We start from the raw sequence: 18,884 nt of genomic DNA, 5'->3' as shown, positions 1-18,884 counted from the left end.
GGCTGAATCGTAACTTACGAGTCAGCCCATTTTTTTTTTGCAGGAAAGTTTAACCTTTGCCCTTTAATAACTTGCCTGAAAATGCAGAAATAGCTTTTGAAAAAGCGTTTATCACGCCACCTGTGTAATTTAATGTCGGCGAAATAGAATTAACAAATTGTCCAACAACTTTTTCAATTGGTTCGAGAATACTGATAAATTTATCAGTACGTCTCTCGATGTTATCGACAGATTTTGTTATCTGTTCGCTCATATCATTTATACTTCCAAGCGAAACTGTTATATGCTCTTTAAGTTCGGTAAAATCGTCTAAAGTACGTTCTAATCTAAATTTCATGCTATGTAAATCATCAAATAAAACGATTGCTTTAGCGCATATCACCAACATCATCTCTTGATATCCAAGGTAAGTGACATATTCCCAAAGAGTTTCCCTGATTTAACTACAACAACAATTCCGACCCAAGACAAAATTATGAATGAAACAATTGCTAACAAACCTGTGATTCTAAGCGCGTCATCCATGATAATCCCACTTATTATTTGTTATCGATTGATTTCATTTCAGTTTTGAAGGCATCCGTACCGGCTTTAGCCGCATCTCGAATATTTTCAATCCTGTCCTGAATATGTTCTTTCGCATTAGACGCTTTCATACGTGCATCTTTCAGTACACTTTCTGCATCGTGCAAAATATCTTCTGCTTTGTGTCGAGCGCTTTCCATGATATCTTGTGCTTTGTTTTTGCCTTCGTTGATACCATCTTCGATTTTACCTTCCATAGTCTTGAAATAATCAGCTGTTTTCGAGTAGAAATCTACCGATTGGTCAGCGATATCCTTCCTAAGTTCTTCGCCTGATTTTGGTGCTAACAATAGAGCAGCGATTGCTCCCGATAAGCCACCGACAACTGCGCCGATTATAAATCCGCGTGTGAAATTTCCAGAATCATTGTTACCTGACATAAATCCTCCTACCAATTTTCTGTTAATGAAATAGTTTTATTTTGTGATTTTAAAATAGCTTCTACAAATTCTCTGACTGCACCATTTCCACCATTGGACGAGCAAATGTAATCAGCAATTTGTTGAATTGATTTAGTTGCATCTGCCGGACAAGCCGAGACTCCTACAATATTCATTACATGCTCGTCATTAATATCATCGCCAATGAAAGCGATTTCATTCAATTCTAGATTCAATTTTTTTGATAATTCTAAAAGTGATTCGGTTTTATTCCGACTTCCAAGTACAACATGTTCAATACGTAATTTGATAGCTCTTTGTTCCGAAATTTGCGAATATTCGCTTGTTATGATTGCACTCTCAATATCATTTTTTCGTAGTAATGTTATTCCCATTCCGTCTCGTGTTGAAAATTTCTTGAGTTCTTCCCCACTTTTGGAATAATACATTGTACCATCTGTCAGTGTTCCGTCAACATCCATCACTAATAGCTTTATTTTGTTCAGCTTGTGATTTAGTTCGTCAGTAACTTTTATGTCACTCATATTCTTAAAAAACATATTTTTGAATTTAACGAGATACCTTATTATTAAAGTATATGTCACACAATTATTGGATATGCAATTGAAGAACACTTATAAAGTAGTAGTATTTGAGTTCCCCGAAGAACTTCATGATTTGGCTTTAGGCTTGATTTGCGAGATGGATTTTGTGGGTGTTGAACACATCCATGATATTTTCAAAATTACTTTTCATTCACATAAATTCGATGAGGAAGTCTTAGCTAATTTGTTTGAAATTATCAAGGGAGTCTATCCAAAGGCAAAATTTGTTGAAACAATCGAAATCGAAGAAAAAAATTGGAATGAAGATTGGGAGAACTCGATTGAGCCTGTTTGGATTGATGATAATTGCGTTATTACGCCCGAATGGAAAGCAAATGAAGTTGAGGCAGACATGAAAATTATTATTAATCCGCAGATGTCATTCGGTACGGGTCATCATTCTACTACTAAGATGATGTCCCAATTAGCATTAAAATATGTCCAAGCTGATAGTTTTTGGATAGATGCAGGTTCAGGCACCGGATTATTAGCTATTTTAGCCTCTAAACTTGGCGCTAAGGAAGTTTTTGCATTCGATAATGACGAATGGTCAACGTTGAATATAAATGAAAACATCGTCTTGAATGGTGTGTCTAACATCAAAGTGGAAAATGCAGATGTTTACAAAGTTGATTTGCCAGAATCAGACGGGATTTTTGCAAATTTGTTCCTTCATTTAGTTATAGATTCATTCAGCAAAATGTATGATTCGCTAAAGCAAAGGAAAGGAATTTTGCTTGTATCGGGGATATTGAAATATGACGAAGAAACCGTTGTCAAAAGTGCTCTAAAAGCCGGTTTCAAGCTGAATGAAACAATGTATGACGATGAATGGGTTGCTTTTCAATTTATAGCGGAATAAGTATGAGATTAGCTTCGATTGATATTGGTACAAACACAATTTTGATGCTTGTTGCTCAAATATCACTAAATAATGAGATTAAAATTCTTCACGAGGAGTATGCAATCGCCAGACTTGGTGAAGATACCGACAAAACAGGGTTGATAAACGAACAAGCTATCCTGAGAGCCGAGAAAATTCTTCAAAAATGTGTCAACGTTTGCAAAAAGTTCGATGTACAGAGCATAATTACCGTTGCAACGAGCGCTATGCGAGACGCTAAGAATAGTGCTCAAGTCAAAATGTCTTTCGAATCCATACTCCAACACCCGGTGTTCATTATTGATGGCAAAAAGGAAGCGACTTTGAGTTTTATTGGTACAGTTAATTCCCCGAAAACATCGCTGGTGATTGACATTGGTGGTGGCAGTACAGAAATTATCATCGGCAAAGACAAACAAATTTTGTTTAAACAAAGTCTTGATATAGGTGCAGTCAGGATTTTCGAAAGATTTTTCAATATGAACCACCCTCCTACTCAATCGCAAATTGATGAAACAGTCCGCTATATTCGCTCTTTGCTGGATGATGTAAAAGCGGAAATTCCAAAATATGATCAAATCTATGCTGTGGCAGGCACTGCAACTACACTCGCTGCTACCGCTTGCAGAGTACATGATTATAAAGTGAGAGAAATTGACAACTACAATTTGACAATTGAAAAGCTCAATGAGCTTTTTAATTTGTACTATGGCTCAACAGTCGAAGAAATCGCTACCAAACATCTCGTTAGCCCGGGCAGGGCTAACCTGATACTCGCAGGCACATTGATTTTGCGAACAATTTTTGAAGAATTCAAAATCGCGGAATGTGTCGTAAGTGCCAAAGGATTGAGATACGGAGTTATCCAAGGACACTTGCTTGGAATGCTTTAAAAAATTGAATTTTTGTATTAACTAAAATATAAGTTATTTTTGTAAGCTTAATAAAACATTTTTGAAATTCTATTTGGAGTCTAAACATGCGTATTACAATTAAATTGCTTACAATCATTGCAATTGCTTTTGTAATTTTTACCGGATGCGAACAAAAAGCAAAAAAATCACCGCTTTTGAACGAATCTATTACTAAAGATAATTTGGTCCAAATTATCACTAAAGCGGGAAAAGACCCACTTCTCACTGCTGATGAAATGAGATATCTATCAACCGGGATGACCACCTTATTATCAAAAAGCGTAGATTCGCTCGTAGGGAAAACTCTCGCCCAAGTTATTGAATTCGAGATTGAAAACGAGAGAAATCAGATGTCTGCAAATTTGGCAAACGTTGCTACTCGTTCCGAATTAGTGCTCAACCATAAATTCCTTTTGGTTGGATTAGCTCCACAAGCAGATTCGGTTAACAACAGAGAGTTGAATTCGATTGTATTTGAATTTACAAACCGTTCGGACAAAGACATCGTCGATTTCAAGGGTGCTTTGCAAATTTACACTCAAAATCGCCAACTCGTCAAAAACTTCATAATGGGCAAAATCCCTGTGGTATTGAGCAATCAGCCAATCAAAGCCGGCGAAACAAGACGCATCGTTTATCCATTTGTTCATGACCCCAATAATAATAATGACATGACATTGCGCACACAATGGGACCAAATGAGAAGAATCTGGGTTCCAACGGAAATCAACTTTGCTGATGGCACAAAAATCAGTGTAGCAAACACATTATCCGAAAATGTTAACGCACAACCCAATCAATAATCTTGCTTAGAAATTTTATAATAAAAGACTGACTTTCAAAGAGTCAGTCTTTTTTTTATGTCTGAACTATGATTTTTGTGATTATTGTCTGAACTATGATTCATAAGATTTGTGTGATTGATATGATGAATATGAATTCAATATTGAAAATCACACAAATCATCTTAATCAAACAAATCATAGTTCAGAAATTTGGAGTTAGACTTCGGAAGTCTTTATAATTAACTTCAAGAAGCTTATTACATTCATATACTTTAGAAAATTAGACTTCCGAAGTCTTCATCTGTCACATCTTCACAAACATCTGCGTCCTGCTACCAATACGCAGATAATACACGCCTGATGGTAAATGTTCTACATTCATCCGATGACTTGGAGTCATCGGATGAATTGATTCCTTAAGAACACATTCACCCAAAGTATTGAAAATTTGAACACCGGAAACTTCCGAAGGTTCGAAACCTTCGGAAGGTTTCGTAATTGTAATATATTCGCTTGCGGGATTGGGGAAAATACTCATATCATTTGTACCTATTACATTTTCCTCTATAGATGTTGGGTCAGTAAACATCCAGATATCACCAATAAAATAAACATTTGCAAGTATTTTGTTTAAATTCCCATTAGGAAAAGCCAATTTTGTAAAATGGTCACTTTGTTCAATTGGAAAAGATTTATCTAAATCCCAATATTGACCGCCATCACTTGTACGCCATATCTTTCCACCTTCACCATAAGCCAAACCTTCTGAACTATTTGCAAAATATATATCACCCGTCAATGGAAAATGAGGTTCTAAAACTGTATCCAATTGAGTCACCCAGTCTAATCCCGAATTTGTAGTATGGAGAATAACATCGACATATTGAAATTGATTTGGTACAATCTGACGTCTCCCAGAACACCAACCCTCGTAATTATTTATAAAATTAACACCATGCATACCGTTAATATTCAATATTGGATTACTTTTTGTCCAAGTATTCCCTTTATCCAATGAAAAAAATCCTCCTGCATAAATAAAATCATCTCTCATAAATGCTGATTGGAAATATATAGCACCGGAATAATTAAGATTACTTGTAATATTTTCCCAAGTGACCCCACCATCTGTTGTTAAAAAAATAAAATTGTTTGTAAGCGCAATTCCTGATAATGAGTCTGCGAATCTAATAATTTTTATATCTTGAATTGTATTTAAACTGAGTGAATCCCATGAATCACCACCATCTCTTGATATTGTAATTTGACCTTCAATATGACCAATTACGGCAAAATCCGGAGTGACATAGTCTAAGCAACGTGCTCCTTTATATTTTGTGCCAATTACTTCTACTACTTGTCCTTTATCGTTGTATACAACTTTTTGTGTATCAGCAGTTTGAATGAACCAATTATAACCTCCGTCGGTTGTTCGAGCATTTACCATGCCACTACCTTTGTTTCCTACTGATATGCAATTTAAATTATCGGCACTGTCTCGTCCTAAAAAAAAAGCTGCCCAATTGGACAGCTTCTTAAATTTTCTGTATTTCTTAGCTCAGAGCCGTTTCTACAATTTCGTGTTGTTCGGCTAAGTGAATTTGGTGAATTCCTGTAGCGGTTGCAGCGCTGGCTTTTCTGCCAATGTACTTGACTTTTGCAGATGACAGCGAATCGCTTTCGATAAAAATCTGATGCAGATAGTTCCAAGCACCCATGTTTTTGGGTTCTTCTTGCACCCAACAAATGTCTTTGGCATTTTTGAATGAGGCAATGATTTCATTGAATAATACTTGATGGAATGGATAGAGTTGCTCAATCCGAACTATCGCAATATCGCTGATATTTCGTTTACGTCTTTCAGTTTCAATGTCAAAATAAATTTTACCTGTACAAAGCAAAACTTTTCGGACTTGACTTTTTTCAATTAAGTTGTCGTCAATGATATGAACAAATTTGCCTTTTGTCAGGTCGTCCATTGATGCTACTTTTAGTGGATGTCTTAGCATGCCCTTTGGTGTCATCAATATCATCGGCATTTTGTATGGTGTCAATGTTTGGCGACGTAAAGCGTGGAAATAGTTTGAAGGAGTGGTGAAATTCCCCACTATCAAATTATATTCAGCACATAGCTGCAGATAGCGCTCCAATCTGGCGCTCGAATGTTCTGAGCCTTGTCCGTCATAGCCATGAGGCAACAACATGACCAAATTCGAGGTTTGCCCCCATTTTACTTCACCACATGCCATATATTGGTCAACAATGGTTTGCGCATTATTTGCAAAATCACCAAATTGTGCTTCCCATAATGTTAACCCATTCGCAGAAATAACACTGTAACCGTATTCAAATCCTAAGACAGCTACTTCCGATAAAGGACTATCGAATATTCGTAGAACACTTTGTTGCTTTCTTATGTGATTAAGCGATACGTAATCAATTTCGGTAATCATATCAGTCAACACAGCGTGACGTTGGCTGAAAGTGCCGCGTCTTGAATCTTGCCCCGAAAATCTGACCTCTTTCCCTTCGAGGAGCAGCGAACCAAATGCCAGTAACTCAGCCATTGCCCAATCTATTTGCGGCTTATCGGCATTGACCATATCGGCACGTTTTTGCAATAAAGTAGCCAACTTTGGATTAATTTTAAATCCTTCGGGGACATTTGTCAAAGCATGAGTTATTTCATTTATAATTTCCTCAGATACTTTGCTGTCAAAATCATCGAAAATCGTTTCTTGTTTATTCAATAACTGTAGAGAACTACTGAGAGCAATGTCCTTGCGGTTTGCATAAGCTGAATCGAGTTTTTCTTTCAATTGGTCGTAGTACTCGTTGATTTGCTCACGTGAGACAACATTTTCATGTATAAGTTGTTGCTCATAAAGTTTGGCAACATTCTGCATAGATTTGATTTTTTTGTAGAGCAAAGGTTGTGTGTAGCTTGGCTCGTCGGCTTCGTTGTGTCCGTATTTTCTGTAGCATAAAATATCAATAATCACATCAGAACGGAATTTACTCCTGTATTCAAAGGCGAATTTTGCAGCTGAACTTACTGCTTCGGGGTCATTGCCATTAACATGAATTATTGGAGTTTGAATCATTTTAGCAATATCGGTTGCATAAATACTCGACCTTGCTGAATCTATCGTTGTTGTGAATCCAATTTGATTATTGATAATCACATGAATTGTACCACCGGTTTTGTAACCATCTAATTCGGACATATTCAAAGTCTCGGCTACAATTCCTTGTCCGGCAAAAGCGGCGTCTCCATGAACGAGCACAGGCAATACTTTGGAGTATGACCTGTCCCCTATTTCATTTTCGAGTGCGCGAGCCATGCCTTCAATGACCGGGTCAACTAATTCGAGATGCGATGGATTCGGAGATAGAATGACTTTGATTGATTTGTTATTTTCGCTTGTATAAGTTCCTTTAGAACCCAAATGATATTTGACATCGCCCGAACCTTGGTAAGATTTAGGGTCAATAATTCCTTCAAATTCATTAAAAATTTTGTTGTATTTTTTGCCGATATTATTTACAAGCACGTTGAGTCTGCCCCGATGTGCCATACCCAACACAACTGTGCTTAATTCTGCTTCTGCGGCGGCTTCGAAAATTTTATCAAGCATAACTATAACAGCTTCGCCGCCTTCGATTGAAAATCTCTTGCTACCTACAAACTTTGTATGTAAATAATTTTCGAAAACTTCAGCATCAATCAATTTATGCATTATACCGATTTTCTCGTCTTGGGAGTATTCGATTGTATTGCGTGTAGTTTCCAATCTTCGCTTTATCCAATCTTTCTTTTCGGGACTTTGGATGTGCATAAATTCAATTCCTGTCGAGCCACAATAAGTCTCTCGCAAAATTTCGATTATATCACGGAGCGGTAAATTATTTTCGTCCCAATTGTCGTCTGCATGGAAAACCCTATCAAGGTCCCAAATAGTGAATCCATAATATGCGGGGTCTAACTCGGGATAGTAATATGTTTGAAGCCCCAATGGATTGACGGAAGCAAGCAAATGCCCACGAACTCGGTAAGCATTCAACATCTGAATTACGTGAGCACCCTTTTCAACTTCATTTTCGACATTGAAAAAGCTGAATTTTCCGTTAGAACTGTCTTTTGCCCATTTAATCGGCTCAAATGGAATTTTCAGACTATAGAACATCTGGTCATAGAACTGCTCTTCACCAAGGAATAATTTGTTGATTTGAGCCAAAAATTCCGCAGATTCTGCACCTTGAATTATCCTATGGTCATAAGTATTAGTGATATTGACAACTTTGGAAACCGCAAGAGTAGTCAGCACTTCCGGGCGAACAGCTTGTAATTCTGTCGGGTAATCAATTGACCCGGTGGAAACAATCACACCCTGCCCTTTGAATAATCTCGGTTGCGATGATGTTGTCCCAATCATACCCGGATTAGTCAAAGTGAAAGTGGTATCCACAAAATCGTTGTATTCCAATTTGTTAGCTCGCGCCCTTTCAATCAAGTTATTAAATTCTTCGATATAATCATCAAACTTCATATCTTGAACGTTTTTGATATTTGGGATAACAAGCAATCTTACACCATCTTTTGCAATGACATCAATTGCCAAACCAACATTAATGGCACTTCGTTTTACGCGGTAAGGCTTTCCGTCAATTACCTCGAAAGTATCATTTAGATTTGGGAATTTCATTAAGGCTTTGATGGTTGCCCAAGCCAATAAATGCGTAAAGGAAACCCTATCACGCTTTAGTTTGACTAAGTAACGATTTATAATTCTTCTATTTTCGTCTAATGCTTTGACAGGAATGGTTCTCGTTGATGAAGCTGTGGGAACTTCCAAGCTTTCCAACATTTGATAAGCATTGCTTTGCTCCATCTCATTCAGCGGAGTAAGTTCGCCGCCGGATTTATTGAAACCACCATTCTTTTTAAAACCGGAATTGCCGTGATTCCAAGCAGAAGTTTTTATATCAACATTTTCTCGACTACTCGAAGGAATTGGTCTATTGCCTTCATCAATCACATAAATTGATTTCCCGTGAATACTCTGGAAATACTCTTTCCATTCCTTGCTGACAGAATCAGGGTCTTTTAAAAAACTAAAATACAATTCATCTTCAAAAGCAGAGTTAAGATTTATCATCTCAAAAGATGCCAAAAATGTAACAAATATAAAAAATAGAAACGATGTATTCAATACTTAATTTTGAGTAAATATGCGACTTTTGAAATAATAGTGGAAAATTTATTTATGACATAAAAGATTCACATATTCGATTAATTTAGTCGCATTAAGTTTGAAAAATGTGTCAATAATCACTTGTTTAGACCACAACTCAAAAAAAAAGCTGTCCAATAATTTAGACAGCTGCCAAAATTCAAAATCAAAAATTGTTTATTTAGTCATTTTCTTCCATGCTATTGAAAATGTCGAGAACTTCTTTGGATGAACGACAATCTAACAGTTGGTATCTAAAGCTATCGTTATTCATGAGCCTCGAAATTTTGCTCAAAACCCGAAGATGAAAGCCTACGTTCGCTTCCTGACCTAAGAGCAGAAACACTATTCTTATGGGTTCGCCATCGAGTGAATCGTAGTCAAGCGGTTCTTTCAAAATTGCCAAAGACCCGACTGGCTCGCTAACATTGTGAGTTTTAGCATGTGGCAAAGCGATTGATTTCCCGACACCTGTTGACATGATTTTTTCACGCTCATTAACAGCTTTCAAAACGGCGTTGACATCGTTTACTTTGCCGCTGTATGAAGCAAATTCGACCATTTTAGCAAGCAAATCAGCCTTGCTGTCAACTTCCAAGTCTAATACGATAGATTTAATATTTATAATTTCGTTGATTTTCATTTTATTTACCTGAGATTTTCACCTTTAGGATTTCCATTTATTAATCAAACTCGCATATTTTTCAGCGATTCTTCTAGCTTTTAATTCAGTATCGCCTTCACCATATACGATGAAAGCAGCTTTTTCTTTATCCGGCATAAGCAAAACTGATTCTCCGTTTTCATAGATTTTTACTCCATCAACCAATTCACGTTTATACTTATCCGAGAATTCCATTGCATTTCTCATAACAGTTCCCTTAAATTCCCAAGGAACAGACACATTGATTCCACATTGGAACCTTCTCGGCAATACTTCATCAAGCTGAGATGTTGTCAAATCAGTTATGGCAAGCATTTCGAGCATTTTACCCACTGTGTACATACCATCAGACGCAAAAAGAAAATCTCTGAATATAAATCCGCCATAAATTCCGCCAACAAACAGCACTTTATCGTCTAAGGTCGCTTCCATCATTGCTGAGTGCGAATTTTTAATACGTATAACTTCGACATCATAATCTTTTGCAATCATTTCAATCTCTGATGGAGCAACAATTGAAACTGCTATCTTATACGGTTGACGTTGTTTGTTTGTTTCAAGAAATAGTTTCGTAAGTATTGTAAGCAATCTGATGTGTGTGTACCAAATGCCACGTTCATCAATCACAGAAATTTTTTCGGCACCACCCTGCATTCTAAATCCAAGTTGGTATCCCAATGAACTCATGATTCTACCGGTATTGTCTGTATCACCTTCAATTTCATTTGGGTCGGGATGAAAACGTGAGCCATCAATATAATTATTCAATGATAAAACTTCAGCACTTAATTTGCCCAGAATCCCGGGGAAAATCGAAGATGCCAAACCGAATGAATAATCCATTAGTAATTTGAATTTGCGGCTTTTGATTGCTTCAATATCCAAAGATGACAAGTACCTGCTGAAATAAATTTCATTTGTTCTTTCCGGGAAGTAAATCTCTCCAACATCACTTGCAGCTACTCTTTCAATGTCTTCGCCAAAGAAATATCTTTCAATCTTCTTAGTTGTGTCAATCGAAATGTCTCGACCGTCTTTATTGAATATTATAATGTCAGTAATGTCGGGATTTCGTGGTGAACGCCTGACATGGAATCCGCCTGCATATTTCCCAATCCGTAATTCCTGTCTATTTTGTGGAATCGAAATTTGTTGTAAATCATTAATATATACACCAACTGATAACAAGCCAGCAGTAATCGAACGTTTCATAATTCGAGATACGGAATCCGGTTCGCGACTTGCAAGTAATGTCGTACCTTTTCCAAAGGTACACCCGAGAGCAGAGCCAAGTTTAGCACCAAATTCGGGATTGATTTCAATATTTGAAAGCCCCGAAATACGTGCATCGGTAAACAATTCCCTTTGCCATTTCTCTTCTTGCACAAGTGAACGTGATAATTGCGAACCTGATTCAACGATTTTGTTGGGCCAAAGTTTTATGTTTGAAAAAAGCCTTGCATGACTGCCGATTTGACAATTTTCAGCTATAAATACATTTTCAGCGATAAGTGCAAAATCACCAATCTTAGTATTATTACAAACCACATCGTCGGTTAGTTCTGCGAAATCGCCTATTTCGACATTGTCCCAAAGTGTAACACCATTCAATCTTACACCGTTGCCGATTATTACATTATTGCCGATAACAGAATCTTTAATCTCGCAGTTTTCGCCAAATTGAGAATTATTGCCGATTACATTTTTACCGATTAATGATACACTATCTGGCAAAAATGTATTTTGACCAATTGATAAATTATTGATGATTTTTTTAGACTCTTCGAGGTTAACGGTGCCTTTCAATGCATCGAATTGACCGGATTGATATTCGTTCAAATTACCCACATCTCGCCAATATCCGCTTGCAATGTATCCGTATAGTGGCATATCGTTTTGCAACATCAACGGGAATAGGTCTTTGCTGAAGTCAAAATCCTCTCGGTAGGGAATCAAGTCCAAAGCTTCGGGTTCGAAGATGTAAATGCCTGTGTTGATAGTATCTGAAAAGACTTGCCCCCAAGATGGTTTCTCTAAAAAACGAGTGATTTTGCCATCATTATCGGTCATTACTATTCCATATTGCAATGGTGCCGGTACTCGCGTTAGCAGAACAGTTGCTATCGCTTTCTTCTCTTCATGAAAGTTAAGTGCAGCAGTGATATCGAAATCAGTCAGAACGTCACCACTGATGACTATAAATCTATCCTTGACAAGCTCGTAAGCATTTTTGACTGCTCCGGCAGTACCGTAATCAGCCTGAGCTATTACATAATTCATGTTTATACCGGACGCTTCGCCGTTACCAAAGTAGGATTTGATTTTATCAGGTTCAAAATACAGCAGTGATACTACATCATTGATATTATGCTTCTTTAGTAAGGATACTATATGGTCCATCATAGGTTTATTCAAAATTGGAACCATAGGTTTAGGTATGCTCATCGTTAATGGTCGAAGCCTTGTACCAAAGCCACCTGCCATAATAATTGCTTTATTCATATTATTTCCAAACAAAAAATTAAAATTTGTCAAAAGATTATAAGCAATTTATATTTTTATCCTGACCCGTCAAATAAAATTTGAACATTCTGTAATCTTTTTAATGCTTATTTTTGTATTTATTAAATTAAGGATAGACTAAAATGAAAGTTCTTGTGACAGGAGCGACGGGTTTTATAGGGAGTCATGTTGCCGATATGCTATTGGACAAAGGATATGAAGTTGTTTGCACGGTTAGAAAATCAAGTAATTTGAGATGGCTGAAAGATAAAAATTTTATTATTGAACAATTACCTGCCATTGATGACAATCATGCCGAAAAGATTTTCAGCAATCTTGACGCAGTGTATCATATAGCCGGTGCTACTTTTGCTCGTGATTATGACGAATTTTACAAAAGCAATGCCTTAGCAACTAAAGAATTGATTGACCAAGTTATCAAATATAGCCCAAATTTGAAACGATTCGTGTATATGAGTAGCTTTACCGTTTCGGGTCCTGCCCTATCTTTGGATTGTCCGGTGGACGAGATTTCAATACCCAAACCATTGACTGCGTATGCTAAGAGCAAACATGCAGGCGAAGAGCTTGTTTTGTCATACAAGGATAAAATTCCTGTGACTATTATTAAAGCGCCGGCGGTTTTCGGTCCACGCGATACTGCGATATATTCGATTTTCAAGACTGCTAACATGGGGCTCGGTACTTTAATCGGTTTGAACAAAAAATATCTGAATCTTATATATGGATTGGATTTGGCTCGTGGTACTATTTTAGCCGGTGAATCTGAAAAAGCAATAGGGCAATCATACTTTTTAGCCGATAATCAAATATACAATTGGGACGAACTCATCAAAATTATTAAAGATGCTCTGGGGAAAAGGTTCTTTTTCAACATTAGAATTCCCGACAGTATTGTAATGGTGATGGGTGCAACCACAGAATGGTTTGGTCGATTTTTAAAACAAGCCCCAATTTTCAACCGTGATAAAGCGATTGATTTCACTCAAGAGTTTTGGATATGCTCTGCAAACAAGGCTCAAACCGAGCTCGGTTTCAAATGCGAATATACTATTCCGGAAGCTATTCAAGAGACGGTTAATTGGTATAAACAAAATAAATGGCTATGATTGAATGAATAGAATCCCGGTTATATTGGTTGTAGGATTGGCATTTATAATCATTGTAATAGCAGTTATTCGATTTTCTGACGGCTTGATTAAGGCTTCTTTGCCAAAAGATTTTGAAAATTTTGATACTCCTTTAGTCACGGGAGAAGTGAAAATTTTTAAAAATTATTATGGCATTCCACATATAATCACTGATAACGAAAGCGATTTGTTTTTCGCCATGGGCTTTTACCACGCTTCCGATAGGCTTTGGCAAATGGATTATTATAGGCGTCTTTCTCAAGGGAGATTATCCGAAATTTTCGGGGACGAATCTATACTTGTTGATAAATTTTTGAGATGCTTTATGATTGACAGCACTGCTCAAAAATGTTACGACAACATGTCGGAGCAATCCAAAGCAGTTCTGCAGCGCTACAGCCAAGGTGTCAACTTTTATATGAGCGAATATAGGAACAAAATGCCTTTCGAATTTGGAGCTTTGGCATACCAACCGGACGAATGGCTTCCCTATCATTCGATACTTATTGGGCGTGTGCTGACTTTTGAACTATCTTTAGGAATTTGGGCTGATGCTGCATATGGTGAAATTGCATCGAAATTCGGTTATGAAAAAGCAAGATTGTTAATTCCCGGACTTGATAAACCAAAGCCAACGCAAATTGACAGCAATATCTTTTCGACAACTTTTGACCAAGATTTGAGCCTCTACTCTGACAAACTTACTAAAATTCGAAATGATGTTGGTATAGTAGGTTCATCATCGGGAAGCAATTGCTGGGTTTTCAGAAATGTGGACTCAATTTCGCAAAGTGCAATTCTGGCAAATGATGCCCATTTGCCACTCACAATTCCGGCGCGATGGTTGCAAATGCAATTCACAACCAAGGGCATCAATGCTGTAGGGCTTTCTCTGCCGGGAATTCCTTTGCTTATGAGTGGCAGAAATGATAATATTGCGTGGGGAATCAGCAATATCATGGCAGACGACTTCGATTATTTCGTAGAACGAATCGAAAACGAACATTATTATGTTGGCGAAAACAAGAAGAAAATCAGATTCCACGTTGACACAATTTTTGTTAAAGACAAAGAGCCACACGTGTATTACCAGAGATTTACGGAGACTTCGCCTATAATTTCTGATTTTCATATCAATCGCGACCCTTCCATTTTGTTAAATTTGCCGGGTAAAACAGATACAAGCTTCTTTGTTCAAAATGCTATGTCGTTCAGATGGGTTGGAAATAACATTTCTGATGAAATTTTGACGCTTTATAAATTAGCACGAGCCGACAATTATGATGAGTTCAAATCAGCTTGCAATCATTGGTCTAATCCGGGATTGAATTTTCATTATGCTGATAATGCCGGAAATATTGGATTGAAATCAGCGGCAGACATCCCAGCCCGTGGTAAAGATTGCGACCCCAATTTGCCGAATCCTGCATGGATTGATACTTATCAATGGAAAGGATTTAATAGACTTGAAAACGAAAAAGTTTCCCGAAGTTCAAAAGAGGCTAAATTTATAGCTTCTGCAAACGAGAAAATTGAAAATGTGAACTATATTTCAAATTATTGGGAGCCGGAATCTCGAATCAATAGAATAAACGAAGTTCTGACTCTCGAAGATAAGCATGGTTGGCGAGAAGCCCAATATTTGCAAAATGATTATTATTCGGATTTTGCCAAGAAAATGTCGGATATTATAGTACCAATTTTGGACAAATACTCATCATTGATGACAGTAAATGAACTTAGGGTTCTGAATAGTTTAAATGATTGGGACTATATAATATTAACCGACATTGGTTTGAGTTCTTTCATCAATGTTTATACTAACCAATTCATTTATAATATATTTCATGATGATTTTGGTCCATTGCTGTACAATAAATTTACTTTCGTAAGCAGCATTCCTACACGATTAGTTATGGACGTCCTAACTAATTCCAAATATGATACTTTCATAGATAACTTAAGAACAAATGAAACTGAAATAATTGATGATATCATATTTGAAACTTACAGAGCTAGTATAAATCATCTGATAAAACACTTCAACTCAGGCAAGATAAATGATTGGAAATACGGCAACATACACCAATTAAATATCAATCATGTGTTCAGCCGCCAAAAATTTCTATCACCCTCGGTAACTTTAGGTCCATTTGAAATGAGTGGTAATAACACAACTGTAAATAATACCGAATGGAATTTTACAAACCCGTATGCCATGGTAATTGGTGCTTCCATGCGTTTTATAGCTGATATGAACGAAGATTTCATTTTCACTGTCGTGCCCGGAGGTGCTTCCGGCGACCCGGCATCACCAAATTTTAGTGACCAAGTTAGAATATGGCTTAACGGTGGCTACTTGAAAATACCTTTTGGGAGTTCTCCAGCTGAAAATTACAGACTTGCAGTAAGCATTTCACCCGAGCGATAAAGCTATTTTTTAGAGGAAAATTTATCTTCCTCTTCCCGAAATAGGAAATTAAAAGATGTCAACGAGCCGTGCATTTGTAACATACCCTTGGTACTTTAACTTCTCACCGTCGGTCAAGTTATCATTGGAATTGATTTGTTGCTCAAAACACGCAAATTATCGCGAATCATCACAATTTTGTGCATAATTTTATCAATGCCCATTTCGTGTTCTTTCGTATCGGAACTTTTCGGGATGAAGAAAATTGAGCCTCCCTCCCATTTTGGTGCTAATTCTGCCGAATGCGACCTGTCCATTTCTTCGACTATTGCTTTTGCAAGTTCTCTAATTTCAAATTTGTCTAACATAATTTATTCCTTGAGTGCTCCTGAAGTTAAGCCTTTTATGATTTGACGTTGAAAAATAATAAAAATTACAATGATAGGGAAAGCTGAAATGGCAGCTCCAGCCATCAAATGTCCCCAATCAATTGATTGTTTTCCCAGATAAAATGCTAATCCCACGGGCAAAGTTCTGAATTTCTCTGTATTTGTGAATAAGTACGGAAAAAGGAAAGAATTCCAATTGGACAAGAAAGTATAAATTGCTAAAACAGTAAGCATTGGTTTGCTAAGTGGCATTATAATCCTAAAAATTATGTACCAAAACCCTGCACCGTCAATTTTGGCAGCATCTTCAATCTCGCGTGGAATTGTCATGATATATTGCCTCATCAAAAATATGCCAAATGGCGTCACGAGCCATGGCAAGACCAAACTATAATATGAATTAATCCAGCCGTATCCGACCATCATTCTGTACAAAGGAATCATGATGACATGTGGCGGAATTATCATCACACCAAGCAATGTGGCAAACAAAACAGTTTTCCCGATGAATTCCTTTCTGGCAAAGGCATAAGCCACCAAAGTACAAAAAAGTAAATTTCCGGCAGTAACTAAAGTGGCTACGAACAAGGAATTCAGGAAGTATATATCAAATGAATCCGATTGCAAAGCATCAACGAAATTATTAAGCGTGAAATCCGAAAATAAAAGTTCTTGAAAAGTTTGATATTTTTCAGGGTATTCTTTTAGCGATAATAATAGCATCCAAAATATCGGGAAAATCATTCCAATTGCTATGAGGAACAACAATCCGTAGAGTAATATTTTCCGGATTGGGAATCTATTCATAAGAATCTGTGACTGAAAAACGATAAGTGAAATCTGATAAAAGCTGGGCTAATTTATTTTCCAAATCCTTATAAATCCCAACATTTGGACCATTGAAAATGAAAGCAAAAGCAATAGTATCGCCCTCGACTGTATCAATATAACCTGCTAAGGCGCTGACATTGCGTAAAGTGCCGGTTTTGGCGGTGATATTTCCATTTCCATTTGCACTTTTAAGTCTTTTTTTGAGCGTACCGTCGTTTCCGGCTAATGAAAAGGAACGTCGGAATTCATCTCTAAAACTGCTTTTATAAGACTCTTGTAACACTTTTATGACAGATTCGGGAGTTACTAAATTTCGTCGAGATAGCCCGGAGCCGTCGTTCAACATACATTTTTCACAATTGATTTCGTATTTGCCAAAAAGTTCATTATAAAACAAACGTGCCGATTTTGCATTATCGTCGTCTAAGTCTGCTTGAGCACCAACAATTTTGAACAAAGTCTCAGCCAAATAATTATCACTATCCTTATTCACTTTGTTGAGTATATCCATAATTGGTCTTCTGAATTCGGTAACAGCGGTGAATAAAATTGAAGTATCTTTATGATATGCTTCTGTGGCAGAGCTTGAACCGGTAATTTTTATCCCACCGGCTTCTAAGCGACTTTTGAATGCTCCGGCAATTGCCATCTCGGGAAAAGTTAAATTGTGACCATATGAAGATGTTCGATTTGCAGCCAAATTCCCTGAGATTGTAAATACTTGTTTGCCATCTTGCCCGGCTTTCGTTATCACCCTGAGTTTAGAAGCTCTTTTCTTGCCACCTCTTACAGTTGCAGAGTTGATTGTTGAAAAATGCTCAGATGAGGGCATATACTGCACTCTGAGTGGAGTCCCCGCTTTCGAGCCTGATGATACAATAGCCTGAACTACATTCCTGTCCAAACTTACAGCTGAAATCGGCGGAAGTTGGACAACTACATCTTTATCGCCGCTATATGTCAAGCGTTCATAGATTCCGTCGAAATAACTTCCATCAACATAAATATTGCCATGAATTACTTTCACACCCAATTCTTTAACATTATCCGATAATTGCTCCAAATCACGTAAAGAAAAGATGCCATCTCCAAAGCCCACCAAGTATAGGTTCCCTTTCAATATGGAATCTGAGCTTATATATCCATCGGTAAATACTTTCGTGGGAATCATATATTCCGAACCAAACAGATTGAGAGCGGCAAATGATGTAAATAGTTTTGTAACTGAAGCCGGAGTGAGAGGTTTTGTTAAATTATGCGAATAATAAGGTTTATTGTTATTTAGCGAATGAATGGCTATACCGAACTCGGTTTTACCGATTTTTGATTGAGCGATAGTCCGTTCTATATCCCGGACAAGAAGCCCTAATGAATAGACGCTGTCTAATTCGTTGAATCCGGTAAAGAATGTCTCACGGTAGATTTGGGCTGCATCTATATCGTTTTGGCTTTTGCCCGAAAAAGTCAATGCCCAAAAACAAATTATAATTATTGGTAGTCTGGTTTTCATACTTTTTAAAATTCTCTTTATCTGCTACTACAAATTAACAA

At 37.1% G+C, this 18,884-nt stretch carries 16 protein-coding genes; 5 read left to right on the top strand and 11 right to left on the bottom strand.

Going from position 1 to position 18,884, the window contains the following annotated elements; all coding sequences use genetic code 11:
• Positions 1 to 49: 49 nt before the first annotated feature.
• Genes M9949_08570 through M9949_08555 form a run of 4 tightly spaced genes read right to left on the bottom strand, consistent with a single transcriptional unit; the run spans position 50 to position 1,510 of the window.
• Positions 50 to 391 (bottom strand): hypothetical protein, encoded by a 342-nt coding sequence (locus tag M9949_08570; GenBank protein MCO5251459.1) that lies wholly within the window; start codon positions 389 to 391, stop codon positions 50 to 52.
• Positions 388 to 525 carry a hypothetical protein gene (locus M9949_08565; protein ID MCO5251458.1) on the bottom strand — a complete coding sequence of 46 codons (138 nt, stop codon included), beginning with the start codon at positions 523 to 525 and terminating at the stop codon, positions 388 to 390. Before M9949_08565 ends, M9949_08570 begins: the two co-directional genes overlap by 4 nt.
• A gap of 14 nt (positions 526 to 539) precedes the next feature.
• Entirely contained in the window at positions 540 to 965 is a 426-nt protein-coding gene (locus tag M9949_08560) for a YtxH domain-containing protein (protein MCO5251457.1), read from the bottom strand.
• A gap of 8 nt (positions 966 to 973) precedes the next feature.
• Positions 974 to 1,510 carry an HAD hydrolase family protein gene (locus M9949_08555; GenBank protein MCO5251456.1) on the bottom strand — a complete coding sequence of 179 codons (537 nt, stop codon included), beginning with the start codon at positions 1,508 to 1,510 and terminating at the stop codon, positions 974 to 976.
• 79 nt (positions 1,511 to 1,589) lie between these two features.
• On the opposite strand from M9949_08555, the gene prmA reads away from it, so the two are divergent.
• The 3 genes from prmA (at position 1,590) to M9949_08540 (ending at position 4,170) form a co-directional block, all read left to right on the top strand.
• Positions 1,590 to 2,432 carry a 50S ribosomal protein L11 methyltransferase gene (prmA, locus tag M9949_08550; GenBank protein MCO5251455.1) on the top strand — a complete coding sequence of 281 codons (843 nt, stop codon included), beginning with the start codon at positions 1,590 to 1,592 and terminating at the stop codon, positions 2,430 to 2,432.
• A gap of 2 nt (positions 2,433 to 2,434) precedes the next feature.
• Positions 2,435 to 3,346 (top strand): rod shape-determining protein, encoded by a 912-nt coding sequence (locus M9949_08545; GenBank protein ID MCO5251454.1) that lies wholly within the window; start codon positions 2,435 to 2,437, stop codon positions 3,344 to 3,346.
• A gap of 86 nt (positions 3,347 to 3,432) precedes the next feature.
• Positions 3,433 to 4,170: a hypothetical protein gene (locus tag M9949_08540; GenBank protein MCO5251453.1), complete on the top strand. Its 738-nt coding sequence runs from the start codon at positions 3,433 to 3,435 to the stop codon at positions 4,168 to 4,170.
• Between the two features lie 286 nt (positions 4,171 to 4,456).
• On the opposite strand, the gene M9949_08535 is transcribed toward M9949_08540, so the two are convergent.
• The 4 genes from M9949_08535 to M9949_08520 form a co-directional block, all read right to left on the bottom strand.
• Positions 4,457 to 5,599 carry a T9SS type A sorting domain-containing protein gene (locus M9949_08535; GenBank protein MCO5251452.1) on the bottom strand — a complete coding sequence of 381 codons (1,143 nt, stop codon included), beginning with the start codon at positions 5,597 to 5,599 and terminating at the stop codon, positions 4,457 to 4,459.
• 106 nt (positions 5,600 to 5,705) lie between these two features.
• Positions 5,706 to 9,311, bottom strand: coding sequence for a multifunctional oxoglutarate decarboxylase/oxoglutarate dehydrogenase thiamine pyrophosphate-binding subunit/dihydrolipoyllysine-residue succinyltransferase subunit (locus M9949_08530; GenBank protein MCO5251451.1), 3,606 nt, complete (start codon positions 9,309 to 9,311; stop codon positions 5,706 to 5,708).
• A gap of 256 nt (positions 9,312 to 9,567) precedes the next feature.
• A complete protein-coding gene (locus tag M9949_08525) occupies positions 9,568 to 10,029 on the bottom strand; it encodes a PTS sugar transporter subunit IIA (GenBank protein ID MCO5251450.1) in 462 nt (153 codons plus the stop codon).
• Between the two features lie 24 nt (positions 10,030 to 10,053).
• Complete coding sequence (locus M9949_08520; GenBank protein MCO5251449.1) at positions 10,054 to 12,552, bottom strand: sugar phosphate nucleotidyltransferase; 2,499 nt, start codon at positions 12,550 to 12,552, stop codon at positions 10,054 to 10,056.
• Between the two features lie 143 nt (positions 12,553 to 12,695).
• Between M9949_08520 and M9949_08515 the strand changes: the two genes are divergently transcribed.
• Both M9949_08515 and M9949_08510 read left to right on the top strand, forming a co-directional pair.
• The gene (locus M9949_08515) at positions 12,696 to 13,682 is read left to right on the top strand and encodes an NAD(P)-dependent oxidoreductase (GenBank protein MCO5251448.1); all 987 of its coding nucleotides are present in this window, start codon (positions 12,696 to 12,698) and stop codon (positions 13,680 to 13,682) included.
• A gap of 4 nt (positions 13,683 to 13,686) precedes the next feature.
• On the top strand, positions 13,687 to 16,134 hold the full coding sequence (locus M9949_08510) for a penicillin acylase family protein (GenBank protein MCO5251447.1): 2,448 nt from the start codon (positions 13,687 to 13,689) through the stop codon (positions 16,132 to 16,134).
• A 113-nt stretch (positions 16,135 to 16,247) separates the two neighbouring features.
• Here the strand turns inward: M9949_08510 and M9949_08505 are convergent, their stop codons facing one another.
• Genes M9949_08505 through dacB form a run of 3 tightly spaced genes read right to left on the bottom strand, consistent with a single transcriptional unit; the run spans position 16,248 to position 18,843 of the window.
• Positions 16,248 to 16,481 (bottom strand): hypothetical protein, encoded by a 234-nt coding sequence (locus M9949_08505; GenBank protein MCO5251446.1) that lies wholly within the window; start codon positions 16,479 to 16,481, stop codon positions 16,248 to 16,250.
• A 3-nt stretch (positions 16,482 to 16,484) separates the two neighbouring features.
• Complete coding sequence (locus tag M9949_08500; protein ID MCO5251445.1) at positions 16,485 to 17,309, bottom strand: carbohydrate ABC transporter permease; 825 nt, start codon at positions 17,307 to 17,309, stop codon at positions 16,485 to 16,487.
• Positions 17,302 to 18,843 (bottom strand): D-alanyl-D-alanine carboxypeptidase/D-alanyl-D-alanine-endopeptidase, encoded by a 1,542-nt coding sequence (gene dacB, locus M9949_08495; protein ID MCO5251444.1) that lies wholly within the window; start codon positions 18,841 to 18,843, stop codon positions 17,302 to 17,304. Before dacB ends, M9949_08500 begins: the two co-directional genes overlap by 8 nt.
• Positions 18,844 to 18,884 lie beyond the last annotated feature (41 nt).

It is taken from the genome of Candidatus Kapaibacterium sp., from assembly GCA_023957315.1.
GTDB lineage: Bacteria > Bacteroidota > Ignavibacteria > Kapaibacteriales > UBA2268 > PGYU01.
Note: the sequence above shows the minus strand (reverse complement) of the source record. Positions and strands in the feature narration are given on the sequence as shown.

Coding starts and splice junctions, on each gene's coding strand:
- M9949_08570 (MCO5251459.1), bottom strand. CDS start 391: ATGATGTTGGTGATATGCGCTAAAGCAATCGTTTTATTTGATGATTTA.
- M9949_08535 (MCO5251452.1), bottom strand. CDS start 5,599: ATGGTAAATGCTCGAACAACCGACGGAGGTTATAATTGGTTCATTCAA.
- M9949_08505 (MCO5251446.1), bottom strand. CDS start 16,481: ATGTTAGACAAATTTGAAATTAGAGAACTTGCAAAAGCAATAGTCGAA.
- M9949_08510 (MCO5251447.1), top strand. CDS start 13,687: ATGAATAGAATCCCGGTTATATTGGTTGTAGGATTGGCATTTATAATC.
- M9949_08520 (MCO5251449.1), bottom strand. CDS start 12,552: ATGAATAAAGCAATTATTATGGCAGGTGGCTTTGGTACAAGGCTTCGA.
- M9949_08500 (MCO5251445.1), bottom strand. CDS start 17,309: ATGAATAGATTCCCAATCCGGAAAATATTACTCTACGGATTGTTGTTC.
- M9949_08545 (MCO5251454.1), top strand. CDS start 2,435: ATGAGATTAGCTTCGATTGATATTGGTACAAACACAATTTTGATGCTT.
- dacB (MCO5251444.1), bottom strand. CDS start 18,843: ATGAAAACCAGACTACCAATAATTATAATTTGTTTTTGGGCATTGACT.
- M9949_08565 (MCO5251458.1), bottom strand. CDS start 525: ATGGATGACGCGCTTAGAATCACAGGTTTGTTAGCAATTGTTTCATTC.
- M9949_08560 (MCO5251457.1), bottom strand. CDS start 965: ATGTCAGGTAACAATGATTCTGGAAATTTCACACGCGGATTTATAATC.
- M9949_08515 (MCO5251448.1), top strand. CDS start 12,696: ATGAAAGTTCTTGTGACAGGAGCGACGGGTTTTATAGGGAGTCATGTT.
- M9949_08530 (MCO5251451.1), bottom strand. CDS start 9,311: ATGATAAATCTTAACTCTGCTTTTGAAGATGAATTGTATTTTAGTTTT.
- M9949_08555 (MCO5251456.1), bottom strand. CDS start 1,510: ATGAGTGACATAAAAGTTACTGACGAACTAAATCACAAGCTGAACAAA.
- M9949_08525 (MCO5251450.1), bottom strand. CDS start 10,029: ATGAAAATCAACGAAATTATAAATATTAAATCTATCGTATTAGACTTG.
- M9949_08540 (MCO5251453.1), top strand. CDS start 3,433: ATGCGTATTACAATTAAATTGCTTACAATCATTGCAATTGCTTTTGTA.